This is a genomic window from Kosmotoga arenicorallina S304 (assembly GCF_001636545.1).
Taxonomy (GTDB): domain Bacteria; phylum Thermotogota; class Thermotogae; order Petrotogales; family Kosmotogaceae; genus Kosmotoga_B; species Kosmotoga_B arenicorallina.
In genome coordinates this window covers 178,017-195,179 of record NZ_JFHK01000004.1, presented here as the reverse complement: position 1 = coordinate 195,179, position 17,163 = coordinate 178,017, and the positions used below count along the sequence as shown (strand labels likewise).

The 17,163-nt window shown below is 44.5% G+C and carries 12 protein-coding genes and 1 tRNA gene; 4 read left to right on the top strand and 9 right to left on the bottom strand.

Features of this window, described 5'->3' with window-relative positions:
* Window positions 1-95 precede the first annotated feature (95 nt).
* From panD to priA, 3 genes are read left to right on the top strand one after another with little or no spacing between them, the layout of a single operon-like run.
* Window positions 96-449, top strand: a complete 354-nt coding sequence (gene panD / locus AT15_RS03400; protein WP_068346365.1) for an aspartate 1-decarboxylase — start codon at window positions 96-98, stop codon at window positions 447-449.
* Between the two features lie 15 nt (window positions 450-464).
* Complete coding sequence (locus tag AT15_RS03395; RefSeq protein ID WP_068346363.1) at window positions 465-1,727, top strand: nucleotidyltransferase; 1,263 nt, start codon at window positions 465-467, stop codon at window positions 1,725-1,727.
* Between the two features lie 19 nt (window positions 1,728-1,746).
* The gene (gene priA / locus AT15_RS03390) at window positions 1,747-4,017 is read left to right on the top strand and encodes a replication restart helicase PriA (protein WP_068346361.1); all 2,271 of its coding nucleotides are present in this window, start codon (window positions 1,747-1,749) and stop codon (window positions 4,015-4,017) included.
* A 13-nt stretch (window positions 4,018-4,030) separates the two neighbouring features.
* On the opposite strand, the gene AT15_RS03385 is transcribed toward priA, so the two are convergent.
* The 6 genes from AT15_RS03385 to AT15_RS03360 all read right to left on the bottom strand — a co-directional run bounded on the left by AT15_RS03385 (window position 4,031) and on the right by AT15_RS03360 (window position 10,427).
* Window positions 4,031-5,224, bottom strand: a complete 1,194-nt coding sequence (locus AT15_RS03385) for an ABC transporter ATP-binding protein (protein ID WP_068346359.1) — start codon at window positions 5,222-5,224, stop codon at window positions 4,031-4,033.
* On the bottom strand, window positions 5,221-6,234 hold the full coding sequence (locus AT15_RS03380) for an ABC transporter ATP-binding protein (RefSeq protein WP_068346357.1): 1,014 nt from the start codon (window positions 6,232-6,234) through the stop codon (window positions 5,221-5,223). Before AT15_RS03380 ends, AT15_RS03385 begins: the two co-directional genes overlap by 4 nt.
* Window positions 6,235-6,246: 12 nt before the next feature.
* Window positions 6,247-7,149, bottom strand: coding sequence for an ABC transporter permease (locus tag AT15_RS03375; RefSeq protein WP_068346355.1), 903 nt, complete (start codon window positions 7,147-7,149; stop codon window positions 6,247-6,249).
* A 13-nt stretch (window positions 7,150-7,162) separates the two neighbouring features.
* On the bottom strand, window positions 7,163-8,197 hold the full coding sequence (locus AT15_RS03370) for an ABC transporter permease (protein ID WP_068346354.1): 1,035 nt from the start codon (window positions 8,195-8,197) through the stop codon (window positions 7,163-7,165).
* 138 nt (window positions 8,198-8,335) lie between these two features.
* Window positions 8,336-10,168, bottom strand: coding sequence for an ABC transporter substrate-binding protein (locus tag AT15_RS03365; protein ID WP_068346352.1), 1,833 nt, complete (start codon window positions 10,166-10,168; stop codon window positions 8,336-8,338).
* 184 nt (window positions 10,169-10,352) lie between these two features.
* Window positions 10,353-10,427 (bottom strand) — tRNA-Val (locus AT15_RS03360).
* A 152-nt stretch (window positions 10,428-10,579) separates the two neighbouring features.
* Here AT15_RS03360 and AT15_RS03355 point away from each other — a divergent pair.
* On the top strand, window positions 10,580-10,786 hold the full coding sequence (locus tag AT15_RS03355) for a cold-shock protein (protein WP_068346350.1): 207 nt from the start codon (window positions 10,580-10,582) through the stop codon (window positions 10,784-10,786).
* A gap of 37 nt (window positions 10,787-10,823) precedes the next feature.
* Here AT15_RS03355 and AT15_RS03350 read toward each other — a convergent pair whose 3' ends face one another.
* The 3 genes from AT15_RS03350 to AT15_RS03340 are packed head-to-tail and all read right to left on the bottom strand — an operon-like array spanning window position 10,824 to window position 17,159.
* Window positions 10,824-12,011 carry a pyridoxal phosphate-dependent aminotransferase gene (locus tag AT15_RS03350; RefSeq protein ID WP_068346348.1) on the bottom strand — a complete coding sequence of 396 codons (1,188 nt, stop codon included), beginning with the start codon at window positions 12,009-12,011 and terminating at the stop codon, window positions 10,824-10,826.
* A gap of 19 nt (window positions 12,012-12,030) precedes the next feature.
* Window positions 12,031-13,443: a hypothetical protein gene (locus tag AT15_RS03345; RefSeq protein WP_068346346.1), complete on the bottom strand. Its 1,413-nt coding sequence runs from the start codon at window positions 13,441-13,443 to the stop codon at window positions 12,031-12,033.
* Complete coding sequence (locus AT15_RS03340) at window positions 13,440-17,159, bottom strand: hypothetical protein (protein WP_068346344.1); 3,720 nt, start codon at window positions 17,157-17,159, stop codon at window positions 13,440-13,442. Before AT15_RS03340 ends, AT15_RS03345 begins: the two co-directional genes overlap by 4 nt.
* Window positions 17,160-17,163 lie beyond the last annotated feature (4 nt).

Genomic DNA, 17,163 nt, shown 5'->3' with positions numbered 1-17,163 from the left:
TGAGGTAAAATAGTTGCGGGGATGTATATAAAAACGTTGAATAATCGTTTCTTTTCTGAAAGAAGGGCGTTTTAACATATTACGGAGGTGATTAAATGCTCAGAATGATGCAAAAATCAAAAATACACAGGGCAAAGGTAACGGAGAAGAACCTTCATTACGAAGGCAGCATCACCATAGACGAGGAACTCATGGAAAAAGCAGACCTTCTGGAAAATGAGCTGGTGCAGGTTGTTAATATAAACAACGGGAAACGCTTTGAAACCTATGTCATCAAAGGCGAAAGAGGCAGCGGGGTCATAGGGCTAAACGGAGCCGCGGCAAGGCTTGCCGAGCTCGGGGACTTGGTTATAATCATTTCTTACGCCCTGTTTTCTGAAGGCGAATACAAGGGCTCTAAAGTGGTAAAGGTAGATGAGTTTAACAGGCCCATGAAAAACGATGCCTGATAACCGGGTGGTTAGATGAGTGTTCTTGGCCTTGTCGTGGAGTACAACCCTTTCCACAACGGTCATCTTTATCACCTCCAGAAGGCGAAGGAGCTCACAGATCCTGAGGTAACAGTCGCTGTGATGAGTGGCAATTTTGTTCAGCGTGGAGAGCCTGCTATAATCGACAAATACGCAAGAGCGGAAGTTGCTCTTAGAGCAGGGATAGACCTCGTGGTTCAACTGCCCCTGATTTATTCCATTCAAGACGCCGGGGGTTTTGCCCTGGGGTCTATCTGGACACTCGACCTGCTTAAGGTCAGCGATGTCGTTTTTGGTAGCGAAAGCGATAACCTTAAGTTATTGAAAAGGTTAGCTCAAATAGTGGTTGAGGAACCGCAGCTGTATCTCGAAAGGCTGAAGGTTCACCTGAAAAGCGGCGTATCCTTTCCAAACGCGAGGAAATATGCCCTGAGGGATTATCTTGCCCTGAACTATCCCGGAGAGCTCCCTGATATTGAAGAAGCCAGCAGCTCAAATAACATCCTCGGTCTGGAATACCTGGCTGCGATAAAAAAGCTCGGTAGCACGATCCGCCCACATTCCATTAAGCGTCAGGGGGCAGATTATAACGACCCGGAATTCAAAGGCAGCTTTTCAAGCGCAACAGCTATCAGGGAAATGGTTTTAAGAGGAGAAACGGAGAGGCTAAAAGAAACCGTTCCGGATTTTAGCAGGGAAATACTATTAAGGGAAATAAAAGATAAAGGAGCCATAACGCTTCAATCTATGGAAAAGCTACTCATGGGTTTGCTACGTACAACGAGCAGGGATGAATACGCGCAGTATTACGGTTTCGTTGAAGGGCTTGATGCGCGGTTTGAAAGATGTGCTGAAAGCACCAGCGGGATTTTTGATTTCCTCGAATGCGTCAAAACAAAGCGTTTCACGTTCACGCGGATAAAGCGCCTTGTTATGAACCTGCTCTTCAAATTGACAGATGAAATTGTGAAAAATTCCTGGGAGAAAGGTCCTCAATACATAAAGGTGCTGGGTTTCAACGAAAAGGGCAGAGCATACCTCTCTTCTATTAAGAAAAATCTTGGCTTGCCCCTTATTACCGCTGCAGCACAGGGAAAGAACTTTTCGCGGATATCTTCATATGAAGGTGTAAACCTCACGGTGTTCAGGGAACAGTTTCAAAGAGATCTCATGGGCGCAGCGGTGTACGGCCTTTTTCAAAGGGGTAACCTTCCGGATTTTGAATACAAAAGGCACGTGATATACAGAAGGGGCTGATAGGATTAATTATTACGATGTGGCGATTTCCGGTTCTCCCCTGCGTTCGGCTTTCAGCTATCATTATGAAGGCGAGCTCTCTATTGGGCAGCGCGTTGTGGTAGATTTTGCGGGCAGGAACGTTGTTGGCTATATTACTAGCATAAGCTCAAAGCCTCAATTCAAAACAAAGCCTATTTCCAGGCCTCTTGAAAAGCAGGTTTATCTTACCCCTGCCGATATTACTCTGGCAAAATGGACAGTGGAAAATTATCTTGCACCAATAGGGAAAGTTTTTGACCTCTTCTTCCCTCCCGGCAAGCTTCTCAAAAGCAGTAGTTTTGTTATTCCTATAAACTCTGAACTCCCCTTTTCAGAACCGCTGAAAATGAGTGAGGCACTGAAATTGATGGGAAGAGAGCAAATTCTCAAGCTGAAATCTCAAAGAAAGCTGAAAATCCTGCACAGCTATGAGAAAAAGCTGCCTTCTAAGAGAAAAGTAAAACTGCTGAAATTGTCTTTGAGTATAAAGGCCCTTGAAGATCTGAACCTCACGACAATCCAGAAAAAAATCATAGATTACCTGCTTTCTGTGGAAAAAGCAACGCCCAAAGAAGTTATGGAAGCCCTTGCGTTGAAGAGCCGCTCCCCAATTGAAACGCTTTTACGCAGAGGAACGATAGAACTTGAGGAAGAAGAGGAAGATAGAAGTGACAGCAGCTGGACAATAGATGCTATTGAAGATCTCACGTCCGAGCAGGAAAGCGTCCGGGAAGCGATTATTAAGGATTTCAAAGGTGTCCATTATATATTTGGTCTCACTGGCAGCGGAAAGACAGAGGTTTATTTCAAGATCATGGAAAGGGTTCTTAACAGGGGAAAATCCGTCAGTTACATGGTGCCTGAAGTTTCACTAACCCCACAGCTTATGGCACGGATAAGGGGAGCTTTTCCCGGCAGGGAGGTAAGAGTCTATCACAGTTATATGTCACCGGCCAAAAGGCAGAGAATATGGCTTGATGCTGTAAATGACGAGATAGATATACTTGTGGGTACAAGAAGCGCCCTCTGGATCCCCATCCAAAATACCGGTTTGATTATTGTAGATGAAGAACACGACAGCAGTTTTTACCAGCAAACACCTCCCCATTACGATGCGGTAGAGGTGGCCATCAAAAAGGGAGAACTTTACGGGATTCCGGTTGTTCTGGGTTCTGCCACTCCAAGGGTTGAGCGTTATTTCAGGGCAAAAGCAGGCGAATTCAAGCTGCACAGCCTTCTCAATAGACCTGTGGGACAGTTGCCTGATCTGGAAATACGCGACCTCAGAAACAGCAAAGACTATATAATTCCCTCAGAAACCCTCGGTGAAATCGAGAAGACCGTAAAACTTGGCCATCAGGTTTTTGTTTTTGTCCATAGAAAAGGTTTTTCAAACTATGTAGTATGTGCAAATTGTGGAAACATTCTCAAATGCCCCAATTGCGACATTTCCCTTACGTACCACAAACACGATTCCGTGCTGAAATGCCATTACTGCGGTTACACCACCCCACCTCCTTCAAAATGCGAGCGTTGCGGTTCAGCCGCCCTTTCGGCAAGGGGGTTTGGTACAGAGAGGGTTGAGCATGAATTACAAAAAAGGTTTCCTGAACTTTCCATTATGAGAATGGACCGAGAAACTATTTCAAACCCCGATCAATATGAAAAGGCATTGAGAAAGATTGAGAGCAAGGATGCGAATATCATTGTGGGCACGAAGATGATTGCAAAGGGGCTTGATTTTCCGAACATCGGTCTTGTAGTGGTGATTGATGCTGACAGAATAATAAACCTGCCCAATTACGATTCGGCAGAAACCGCTTTCCAGATAATCTCTCAAATTTCAGGACGATCAGGCAGAGGCGTCCATGGCAAGGCTATAATACAGACCTTTGAACCGGAGCACAGGGTAATAAAAACTGCCCTTGAAAATGATTACATGGGATTTTTCGAAACAGAAGTAGAGATAAGGAAAATCCTGAAATATCCACCTTTTAGTACGTTCATTGAAATAGTCGTGGAAAAGGAAAAAGAAGAGCAATGCGAAAAGGAAGCCTGGGAATTGTTCAACTGTATTCAGGAGAATATAAAAGCTGCTGAGGTTCTTGAGCCTGTAGTACCAGCTGTTAAAAAACTTTTTGGAAAATACAGAATGAAAATCCATCTCAAACTTTTTGATAGAGAAGAACTGGAGAAAGTGCTGAAGCTGCTTCAAAAAAATCCCGCCGGAGTTGACATTCTGGTCAACAGTAACGGCGGGAGTTTTTGAGCGTTGATATATCTTATCTCTTCATTTCGCCCGGGAAGAAACAGGCGACTTTGTGCCCGTTTCCGAGATCTTGAAGTGGCGGTTCTTCCTTTGCACAGACTTCTTTTGCAATGGGGCAGCGCGGGTGGAAACGGCAGCCGCTTGGTGGATTGATAGGGCTGGGAACATCTCCTTGAAGGATTATCCGCTTGCTTTTCTTTGTGGGATCTGGTATGGGAATGGCAGACATCAAAGAGACTGTGTACGGATGTAGTGGATTTTCAAAGAGATCGATTTTCGTAGCCACTTCAACCATTTTGCCAAGGTACATAACAGCAACACGTTTGCTAACATGCCTTACAACCGCGAGATCGTGGGCTATGAAAAGGTATGTAAGCCCAAATTCTTTCTGCAGGTCATTAAGCAGGTTAAGGATCTGTGCTTGAATGGAGACGTCCAGAGCCGATACTGCCTCATCGGCTACTATTAACTTGGGGTTCAAGATCAAAGCACGCGCAATACCTATTCTCTGTCTTTGACCTCCACTGAACTCATGTGGGAACCTGCTCATGTGATCTTCTGAAAGGCCGACTTTTTTCAATATATCAGCAACTCTTGCCATAACTTCGCTTCGGTTTGCGACTTTGTGAATAAGAGCCCCTTCAGCGATGATGTTTTTTATCCTCATTCTCGGGTTGAGAGATGAATAAGGGTCCTGAAAAATGATCTGCGATTGCCTTCTGAAGTCCTTTCGCTTGGCCTCTCTGTTTGACATGAGCTCGGAGATAAAAGAGCTTGCTGACCCGTTATGCTTTTCAAAATAGAGCTTTGCCATTTTCCTGTCAAATTCGTCTTCTATGCTCTTAAGTGCTGAATCAACAGAACCCGCCTGGTTTTTAAGGTCTTCGAAGGGTTTGACATATGTGTTGATGAGGTATTTCTTGGCACTAAAATAAGGCATGAAAAGGTGGGTTGTATCCTCATCATTCATAATTATCCTTCCAGAGGTAGGTTCGTGCAATCTCAGGACGGTCATACCAGCAGTCGTTTTTCCACATCCTGATTCGCCCACAAGACCCAGTGTCTCCCTTTCATAAACCTCAAAGGAAACATTGTCTACAGCTTTAACGTGAGCTACAACACGTCTGAAAACACCTGCTTTTACAGGAAAGTATTTAACTAAATTATCTACTCTCAAAATGGGTTTTCTGTTTTCAACTTGACTCATGCGCCTTCACCTGCCCTGGAGACTTTTACCATTTCAACGAGCTTATCTATATGCCAGCAAGCCGCTTTGTGCTCAGGTTCGATTTCTACCAGAGGTGGTTCTTCAGTTCGGCATTTATCGGTAGCCAGAGGGCAGCGGGTGTTGAAACGGCATCCTGTGGGGAAATCTAGGGGATCGGGAACAACACCGGGAATGTTGTAGAGGACTTCCTTGTCTTCGTCAAGTCTTGGAATAGCATTCATGAGCCCCCAGGTGTAAGGGTGCTTCGGGTCTTTGAAAAGGGTTACCACATCAGCATATTCAACAACCTTCCCGGCGTACATAACCACTACCCTTTCAGCCATTTCCGCTATGACACCCAGGTCGTGGGTTATCATAACGATTGCCATTCCGTATTCTTTTTGAAGTTCCAGCATCAGTTCGAGTATCTGGGCTTGAATAGTAACGTCCAGAGCGGTGGTTGGCTCGTCAGCAAAGAGCAACTTGGGATTACATGAGAGGGACATGGCGATCATAGCCCTTTGCCTCATTCCGCCGGAGAGTTCGTGGGGGTATTCGTCGACCCTTTTCTCCGGTTCGGGGATACCAACTTTTCTCAACATATCAATGGCCATTTTTCGCGCTGTTTCCCTGTCAACATCCTGATGAAGAAGGATGGCTTCCATTATCTGATCTCCTACTGTATAAACAGGGTTAAGCGCTGTCATGGGTTCCTGGAAAATCATTGCCATTTCATTTCCACGCATTTTGCGCATTTCTTCGTCGGAGAGGGAACGAATGTCTTTACCGTCAAAATGGATCTCTCCACCAGCTATTTCCCCTTTCTCGTCAAGAAGGCGCATTATAGAAAGGGAAGTGACGCTTTTCCCGCAACCTGATTCGCCGACAATCCCTAGTGTCTCTCCGGGGTAAACTTCAAAGCTTACGCCGTCAACAGCTTTTACGATTCCGTCATCAGTATGGAAGTATGTTTTGAGACCTTTAACTTCAAGTAATGGTTTTTTATCCACTTCAGAACCCCCTTAACTGCGCATTCTCGGGTCAAAGATGTCTCTAAGGGCATCGCCCACGAGGTTCCAGGCAAGCACAAATAGCACCATTGCAACGCCGGGGAACACGATGGCAAACCAAGCCTTATCAAGCATGGTCATCCAGTTTCTGGAATAACTCAGGATAGTTCCCCAATCGGCGTAACCGGGTTCAGCACCGACGCCAAGGAAGCTAAGCCCGGCTGCGGTGATAACGTATGAACCCATTCTCATAGACATCTGTATAACCACAGGGAAAATGGTATTTGGAAGTATGTGCTTGATGATTATCAGCCAGTCTTTCTGCCCCAGAGCCTTTGCTGCAAGCACATACTGCTCTTCTCTTGCCTGGAGAATATTGCCTCTGATAAGCCTGGCTGTGGTCATCCAGCCGAAGACCACCAGGGCAATCATTACTTTGTCCAGCCCCTTTCCCAGAATGGTTGTAAGAACCATTGCAGCAACCAGGAATGGAATGGACATGAATATATCGACAATTCTCATCAAAATTTCATCGACCCAGCCTCCAAAATAAGCGGAAATGGAGCCGACAAATATACCAATAAGGGCAGACAGGCCGGCAACGGTCAAACCAAGCTTGAAGGCTGTTCTTGTTCCATAGATAACGCCATAGAAGATATCCCTCCCACCGATGACGCCGAAGGGGTCATCTTTGCTTGGAGGCAGGGGATTTGAAGTCCATGCAACCCTGGGCATCTGGTATGGATTTTCAGCATATGCCCTTGCGGCAGCCTTTGGTGCGAATGTTTTAACAATCTGGGGAGCGAAAATAGCTATGATTATAAACATGATAAGGAGAGCCGCACCCAGCACAGCTGTCTGATTTTTCCAGAATTTTTTCATCATTTTTCTGAAATCGCTTTTTCTCTTTGCCATGACAACGACCTCCTCAGTGGAGTCTGATTCTGGGATCTATTATTGCATAGCTTACGTCAACTATGAGATTTCCCAGAACCAAGATAAATGAGTAGAATAATGCTCCACCGATTATAGACCAGTAGTCTAATTGTGTGGCAGCGGTGGCAAGAAACCTACCCATACCTGTTCTTGAAAATACCGCTTCGACAATGACAGTACCCGACAGCAGCCCAATAACAGTACCGCCTGCAACGGTTATAACAGGGATAAGGGCATTTCGTTTAGCGTGCTTGTTTATGACAATTTTTTCAGGTACGCCTTTCGCACGTGCAGTCCTTATATAATCCTTTCTAAGAACCTCCAGCATGCTGGAACGGGTAATCCTTAGCAGATAAGCCCACCAGAGGTAGGAAATGGTAAGAATCGGAAGTACAAGATGTTTTAACGCATTCAGGAACACGTCAAATCTGCCGTTCAAAAGCGCATCAATAGTGGGCATATGAGTGATTGTATGCCATTCGGGGCTTCTTAAAACCAGTTCAAACTCTGTGTCTATCATGCCAGGAGGGAACCACCCCAGCACGGCATAAAAGCCCCACAAGAGAAGTAACCCGAAGACGAAGTCAGGGAGAGACCATCCTATAAGAGCAAAAACCCTTATAAACTGGTCGCTGAACTTATTTTGATGCACCGCTGAAGTAATCCCGAGCCAGATAGCGACAAAGACAACAGGGATAAAAGCGTAAAGAGCCAGCTCGAGCGTGTAAGGAAAACGTTCCGCAATGGCTTTAGCCACAGGCGCTTTGCCGACCAGCGAATATCCCAGATCACCTTTTAAGACGTTTAACAACCATTTGCCATACATAATAGGCATGGGCTGGTCAAGCCCGTATTTCCTGATAAGCCTTTCAGCCGCATCAGGGGTCTTCAAAGCCTCAGGACTTTTGACATAGGATGCCAGTAACCTTTCAGGACCAAGGCTCCAGATCATGGAGAAAATGATCAGGGTAACGCCAATAAGAATGAGCGGCAGCAAAAGCAGCCTGCGAATAATGTAGGCAGTCACTTATGTATCACCCCTTCAAGAGAAATATAATCTAAGCAACAAGAGACATAAAGAATTATACATTAAACACTTAAACAAAAAAAGAGGTCTGGGTTACAAACCCAGACCTCTAAAAAGCGATTATGTTTTAATTTCTCATTATTGCTCTTTGTAGACTTCGTAATAATTGGTTCCGGATCTGAGCGGGTGCGGGTACCAGCCTCTTACCCAGTCTCTTTCAACGTGGAAGCCAAGAGGCATGTACAGAGGAACACCGAGTGTGTTCTCGATGGCGATCTTCTGCACTTCAATGTAAAGCTCTTCACGCTTGGCGGGATCTGTTTCCTTAACAGCTGCGGTAATGAGTTCGTCGACATTGGCTCTGGCAAATTCAAGGAAAGGTTCACCCTGCCTGGAAGCGTAGATACCATAGCTGGCATAATATGTGGCAAGGAAGTTATGTGGATCGGGATAGTCAGCAAGCCAGCCAATTATGAATGCAGGCATGTAACCGGCTCTCTGGGCTTTGAGGTATGTTGGCCACTGTACGCCCTGAACATCAATGCGGAATTTCGGGTTAAGGGATTCAATGTAGAATTTGAACATTTCAGCAGCCGTCTGCCTTGCTTCGTTACCAGTGTTGTAGAGAAGCGTCAGCTTGAAGCCCTTTTCCCAGAGTTCACCATCAAAGGCTTTCTTGAATTCAGCAGCGGCCTTAGCAAGGTTGAATTCGGGAACAGGCAGTGTAGGATCGTAACCGAGGTAACCTTCAGGAAGGTCTGTAGGAACGAGCTTACCGTAGCCGTTAAGGACCTCGTCTATGAAGGTCATGCCATCGTAGCAATAGTAGAACGCTTTCCTGACATGGACATCGCTGAAGAATTCGGGTGGGACACCATTTCCATCGAGTTTCCCGCTTCCGATATATTCGCTGCCTTCCTTGACTTTCCAGTTGAAGTGGAAGGAGGTTATAGCGGATGTCGGGTAACCGTCGATTATCCTGATACCAGGCATGTTAACGACCTGATCTTTGTACTGTGTAGGAACATAAACAATGTCAGCGTCGCCAGCTTCAAGCATAGCCTTTCTTGTTGAGTATTCGTCAATACCCCAGATGATGACTGTCTTCAGTTTGGCAGGGCCTGCCCAGTAGTCATCAAATCTTTCAAGAATGACTTTCTGCTGTGCCCTGTCCCATTCAACAACCTTGAATGGACCTGAACCGGCATCGACTTCGTGGAGTGGGGTTTCCTCAGGCTGCAGGTCGTGCCATTTCCACCAGCCATCAGCATTGCCATCCCACGCACCATTAGCCTTTGCCCATTCGGCATCGAGTATTGCACTCCAGCCGGCGTAGTGGGAAATGATCCACATGAATGGGGCAAAGGGACCCTGAAGTGTGAAGACAACGTTGTTGCCATCAACTTCAACCATCGGGTCAACAACTTCGTTATAGAAGGCAATCAGTTTTTCCCTGGCTTCTTCGGAGACAGGTTCCCTGTTCTCGTCAACCATTTCAGAATAAGGAACTCCTGCCCATCCTTCAAACCAGCCTTCCAGTGAAGCGTAATCTCCACCAGAGAGTGCTTCAATGATCATCCACATGGGACCGCCGGAAGGATCAAAGAGGATTCCTCTTTCGAAACTGTACTCAACATCGTAAGGTGTGAGCATATTGCCAGAATGGAATTTGACGCCTTCCCTTATGGGGAATACGTACTTTGTACCGCCATCTTTGATGAGGCCGTTCTCAACAGTTGGAACCTCGGTGGAAATCATGGGTTCAAATGCTGTAACGGAATCTCCCTTGTACTTGATGAGGTTGTCATAAACATTGAGAATGACTCCACCACCAGCAGTTTCATAGCAGAAATGAGGATCAAGGGTTTCCGGTTCTCCAATGGTCAATGTGATAAATGTTTCGGGATCGAAGGAGAACGCAATAGCGGAAACCAACAAAACAGAAAGAGCAAGAAGAAGTAACTTCTTCACAACAACACCCCCTTACAAAAGGTTTATTAACAACATCTATATTATAACGGTTTTGTTTGAGAAAATCAAATGCAACTATTTTCACACTATTCAGAAGCGAAAAAAGATTTATAGAAAAATTGCTCTTAACAATTATTTAAACAGTCAAAAGTTATAAAAAAAAAGGAGAGCATTGCTCTCCAGCTGGTGGGTGCGGTAGGGATTGAACCTACGACCTCTTCCTCGTCAAGGAAGCGCTCTCCCACTGAGCTACGCACCCGTACGACAATTATTTTATCATTACAACTGCTGGGTGTCAAGCCTTATATGATTGTTCTGCATGCAGCAAGAACCATTACTATGTCTATTGTGTTATAATTATACTGCCTGAGTGGGCAGTAAAGGCTTTTGCCAGTTAGGAGGAATAAGAAAATGAAAGGCACTGTTAAGTGGTTTAGTGGGAAAAAGGGTTATGGCTTTATCACAAAAGACGATGGAGAAGACATCTTTGTGCATTTCAGCGCTATTCAAATGGATGGTTTCAAAACTCTGAACGAAGGGCAAAGAGTGGAATTTGATGTAGAAGCGGGTCCTTCAGGGCGACCACAAGCTATAAATGTAAAAGTCGTTGAGGAGTAATATTTAAAGAGGGGCGCTAATAAAAGCGCCCCGACTGTCATAAATTATTGTAGATATCTATTCCCATTCTCAATAATTCACATGCCCTCTTTAGCTTTTCCCTTTCAAGGACATAAGCGATGCGTATTTCCTTTTTTCCGATTCCTTCGGTAGCGTAAAAACCAGAAAGAGGTGCTACCATTACGGTTTCATCGTGATCGTTGAAATCAGTCAGCATCCATTTGACAAATCTTTCTGCATCATCCACAGGCAAGGCAACAGAAACATAAAAAGCTCCTTCGGGCTTTGCGAGAATAACCCCCGGTATTTTTGAAAGTTCTTCAAATACCACATCTCTCCTGAGCTGATATTCATTTTTGATTTTATCAGTATATTCTTTGCCTAATTCAAGCAGTCCCACAGCCCCTAACTGTGCCACAGTTGGCGGGGAGAGCCTCGCCTGGGCAAATTTCATTGCCGCGTCGTACACCTCTTTATTGTGCGTTGCAAATAGCCCGATTCTGGCACCACAAGCGCTGTATCTTTTCGAAAGGCTGTCAGCCATTATTACACGCTCGTTATTATACCTTGCAAGCAACGAAATGGAGTTGCGCCCATCGAAGGCAAACTCCCTGTAAACCTCGTCTGAAATCAGGAAGAGGTCGTATTTTTCAGCCAGTTCAATGAGCCTTTTGATTTCTTCATCAGTTAAAACAACTCCGGTGGGATTTGCGGGATTAGAAAAAAGTATGCCCTTCGTTTTAGGAGTAATCGCATCTTCGAATTGCTTACTATCGGGTAGACGATAACCCCGGGAAACCTCTGCCTTCACAGGCACAAGCTTTACGTCCAAAAGGCTGGCAAATCCCTTGTAATTGGCATAAAACGGCTCTATCACTATTATTTCATCGCCCGGATCAGCAATGGCAGCCATGGCGAAAATCACGGCTTCGCTTCCGCCATTTGTTACTATGATTTCATTTTCAGCCAGTTCGATACCGTAGGAAGCATAGTATTTTAAAAAGGCACGACGCAATTCGAGAGTTCCGGCGGAATGCGAATATGCAACGACGTCACCGAGGTTTTCACGGAGTCGGTTAAAGAATACCTCAGGTGTGGGAATATCTGGCTGGCCTATATTCAGGTGATAGACCTTAATCCCTTTTTTTTTCGCTTTTTCGGCGTAAGGGACGAGCTTCCTTATCGGTGATGCAGGCATTTTTCCAGCTCTTGTTGAAATTTTCATGATAAACCTCCTGTATCCATTAAAAATTGATCTTTATCACATCGATCCAGTCAGGTCCTATAGCATCTGGAAGGCAATTTCTTGAATCGGGAAACTCCAGAGCGAATTCTCCTTCAAAAATCAACGCGCCATATGAATAAACGGCAACCCTGAATTCCACCGGGCCATCGCCGCTGTAATAATGAACCCTGATGATATACCTGCCATGCGGGGGGGACTTTCCATTAGGCTTTAACCGGTATTTCTCAGTCCCGGGCTCTTTTTTTTCATCACAGGTTAATAGTCCGATTCCTTTGCTGTTGAGAAAGTATACAGCCTCTGATGGCTCGATGACATAAAGATCCAGGTCGGCCTCCGGGTTATCCCAGAAAATCGTTGCTTCAAGCGCTGGTTCACGTTCGATGACGAGTAAATTCACATTCTTTTCAAAGCATTTCCAGAGGGAGCAGGCCCTGAGGGTAAGCGTTCCAATCCCGGGTTCTGGAATTAGCTCAAGACTGTATTCTTGATCCACAACCTTTACTTTCAGCTGAGTATCATCATAGCTGGCTTCAAGGCTTTTAATTTCACCGATAAGAGTGCCTTTCAATATCAGCTTTTCCCCGGCAGTGGCTTCTACTGTTTCCGTCTCGGGAATTACAAAGGGTTCATCTCCGGAACTCAAATAATTTGCTGCTTTGCCATTTATTTCAACTGTATGCAAGCTCAGCTCGGGAAAGGGTGAAGAATATACCAATTCCCACAAAGATCGTGAAAACAAGGAAATGATGGCTTCCAAACTATCGAGACGTTCTCCGTCAAAAACGATGCCCTTTGTGGCTCCGGAAAACATTTTCGCATAATCGCTCCCGGTATCGAGAGCAACGAAGAAAAAACCGGACTTCGCCAGAGCAGGCGATAGCTTTTCCTTCCAGGAATCCCTGTCATCTGCAAAAACAATAATTGAGTTTTCAGCGAATTTGTAGCTGTTGATAACCTTTCCAAAGTCCTCATCAGCTGTGACTGGCAAAGAATAAAGCTCTGTCAGGATCTTTTTTGTGTCTTTGCTGGAACCTATCACCTCTTTGAAAATCCTGTCAGAAAGTGCAATAAAATGCTCTTGAAGTTTGCCTTCAAAAATTGCATTTATTGCTTCTGAAAAAGCCGTCAATTTATCAATGGTTTCAGGTAGTTGCTGGTTCATTGAGCCGGAAATGTCCAAAAAATAATAGATATTTACTGATTCCAGGGGCTCTCTTTTTAGCAATCTGACAGAAGGGGTTACCTCAACTCCATCTTCTGAAATCTCTAAATCATCAGGAGTGTAATAACCCATTGTAGTTACCTGAACCTTTACCTCAGGGAATTTTGAGGCATCTATGTTGTTTATAGCCGTTAAAGCCAGGCATGCCGTTGATAACATCAATATAACCCCGAGAAAAAGCCTTTTCATTTTTCACTCTCCAGCAGATTTATTTTTTGAATTTTCCCATCTTCAGTTACCAGCTCGAAGAGTCCGGGCCCCTTTTCTGATACAGATACAAAGGTTTCAAGATTTGTGAAGTATGTATAGGCCAAGCCTTTACTCATCGGATAGAAAAAGCCTCTGCCAGGCGGTGTCTGGGCAACGCCTATCCCGGTCGGGTTGTATACTATATAGTCTGCTGCGTCGTAATGATAATTATAGCCTGCAAGCAGGATTTCCCTGGTTTTGTCGAGGTTCAGGTCTCCTACAAGTACCGCCTCAATTGGTCCAGGATGCCATAATTCTGAAATGAGCTCCCCGTGCCTTGAATACACGCTTGCTACTGAGAAATTCCCATTATCGCCGTTGGCAACCACGTAAATGTAAGGTTCACTGCCTTCGTAGAAAATCCCGTAATCCACTATTGCATAAGAAAGAGGCAGAGCATATACCTTACCGTCACCGAAACTTTCTTCCCACAGCATGCTGATATCTCTATTTAATGCAGTTATAACGACATCACTTTTTGCTGGGTCTTGGATTTTCAATTTTCGTATGAGGATGATATCGTCAATACCGTCTTTGTTGAGGTCATATTCTATATGAGAGATCATTTCTGTATCAGGAAAGTCTCGCATCTTTATTTTTTTTGTTTTTCTTTCGTCTGAAAAGATCTCCACAATGCTCCCATAAACTTCGTAATAAACGGGCTGTGGAACGGTTATTTTGACTGGATCCGAAAAGTTCGAAGCGTTAAGCCCGGACAGTGTTCTCAGCATGATTCCTGAAATATTCCCCGTGTCTACTGATGAAAGATTTGCTTCGTCAAATATGAACATAGTTGAGATGTACTCAGCCATTCCATCTTTACTTGATGCCCATACCTCAAAGAACTTTCCTCTGGGTTCTTTGAGATTCAGAGCTAGTACATCGCCCCTCAGAGTAACAGATTCCACATAAGGTTTCGGAATGATCATGGGCTCACCCTCAATAAGAAGGTTTATGAATTCTGTGACAAGGGAATTAACGCTTCCTGATGAAGATGTCTTTCCGTTCCAGATTTCATCAAGATACAGGAGATTTCCGCTTCCGTACTTCCAGAGTAATAGGGGTTGAGATTTGACAGTCTGGCTTTCTTTTACTGTCAGGGATTCTATGAAATGAAGCGGAAGAAAATCCCCCGTATACTCTTGAATCACATAGGATTCAAACTCTTCATTGCTTTTCCATAGATAATCGGTGTTTTCAGGGCTCAAGAGAACCGTGGATTCGTCAGCTGGGAATGCCAGATGATCAAAAAGCCCTTCAGGGCCGTATAACAACCTGAAAGGTACACACAGCGTCCCACGAGCATAGGAAACCTCTTTTAACTTTGCCAGTTCAAATTTTTCAAGCAGGGCTTTTCCATCACCGGAGATGGCTATTGTGCCACCATTTTTGGCGTAATCTCTCAATTCATCAATAATTTCCCCTGTGAAGAAATCATCAAAATTGCCTTCAGGAAGGCTGAATCCCAGAAAAACCATTCTGGCTTTACTAAGCGAACGCGGATTTTCCTTTATGGTTTCAGGTGAATACAATCCCACGGAGAGGTTTTCTGCCCCGAGTGTATTTTTCAAAGCTTCCAGGTCGTAAGCTGAGCCTTCCGGGGCGATCACCATCACATCGGTGGTTCTTAAGAATTCTCTTACAATAACCGAAGGTCCGGTGATTGTGAATCCCATGGGACCTTTTTCGGTGGAAACCCTTTGGCCATTAAAAAGCCAGCTCCGAAAAAGCATACCCTCGATATCAATTGAAGAAATATTTATTTCTTTACCGGCTTCAACCCAGTATTGTTTACGCTTCATTAGCTCATTTCCCTCATTATCGACTGTGACAAGGAGGACTTTGTAATATTTCTTAAAATGTGCCAGTAAAGTTTCGGGTTCGTTTATAGTAACTTCCCTTTTCCTGCTACTAATACCATCGTCCCAGCCAGAGAATTCAAATTTGATATCATTTCCCTCAACACTTTCATCGATATCTACTTCAAAAAGGGAGGGGGTAACTTCCAACTCAAAGGAAGTTCCAAGCTCGTAGGTGCCTATAAATCCCTCTTTATGTTCTATGGTCCCAATTCGGTAAGTGACATTACCTTTGAACTTATCCGGAATGTCAGATAGCACTTTTACGGCTACCTCTGGAATTTTGATTTCGATAGGTTCAAAATATCTCCAGTCGGTTCCTGTTGTTGTATCAGTGGGATTTGCCTCGTTCCCATTGAAAGAAAAACTACCCCTGAACAATTCACGGGATATATTGGCTGAAACGCCATCGCTCAACTCGACAGAAAGCGTTCCTTCGATTTCCCTTGCACCCTTGTTTTCAAAGAAGTGGACCATGGGTGTGTAAAATCCCGGTTCAACTTGATCAAAGGGAATCTCATAAACTTCGAGGGCTTCATCGGCATCTGCAATGTGCAATTTGCCTGGAGGGCCCGGGTTTACGAAATAAATCCTTTTGCCCGAGGGGAGCATCACGTTCAAATCAAGATCCGCTTTGGGATTATTCCATTTAAGGATAAAGCGCAGGGAAGCTTTTGTTGGGTAGAGGACTTTTATGCTTGCTATAGCTTTTCCGGAAGTGTTTGTTGCTAATACGGTGAAGACGTTTTCCCCCTGGCTCAGTATGAAGGAATCATGAAAGAGGCCATTCTCTATCTTGATTACTCTCTCATCAACAGGTATTATTTCCCCAGTGTTGCCTATTCTCTCTTGCTTGACCAACACATTTTCGTATTCTCCACTTACTGAACCGGAAAGCAAAGCATAAGGTCTGGAAAATATATCCCCATCTTTCGGAGAGATTATCGTAATTGTCGGTAAAGCCTCTGTAGAGAATAGCAATTCTTCCCTTTCGATTACCCGCCATTCGGTTTTTTCAAGTGCTTTTGGTTTGTCATTATCTATTACCGAAATGGACAACTTCAGCTCTTTTGTCTCCATATTTTTCGGAAATGGGACAGCAAATTCATAAATATAGTGGCTATTTTCAAGGATACAAGCTATTTTTGAATTTTCAATAGGGGTACTGCTCGTAATAGAGGGGTCGTAATTGATGAAATTTCCTGGTAACAGGTTGTAGAGGATGTTGTTTATTTTTAGCTGGACACTGTCGCCAGAGCCAATTATATCCTCCGAGAATGCCGGAATAGGTACGTCATCGCGGATGACCAATAATCCATAAAGGGTGCTTGTCGTCAAATTGTAAGCGATTTTCACTATACCGCTCAGGTCAAGCCAGCCGGAAATGGGAGCACCGCTACTGCCAGCACCTGATAAAAAACGGATACCGGTAATTTTATCCCAATCGTCAATACTGCCGTCTATCGTTATCTCGGCATTATCAAGTATAAAGGCTGAAAAGGCTTCGCTCTCAGCAAGGGGAAGGTTGTAATATGCATGCGCTTCATTTATAGCGAGTTCCACTTTTTGCCCTTTTAGCGCTTCTTCGTTGCTGAAATAATTTATTACCAGAAGATCTCCGTTCTCCTCGATTGAGAATATATCAACAGGTTGGGAATTTTCCAGCACATTCACGTTTTCAGCACCTGCAACAAGGACCTTTACAAGGGGAAATCCTGATATATCAACATCCAAAATGCTCGTTGCAGTTGCAATGGCTGTTACTATCAAAAGTATGCCTAACACTATATTCTTCATATGA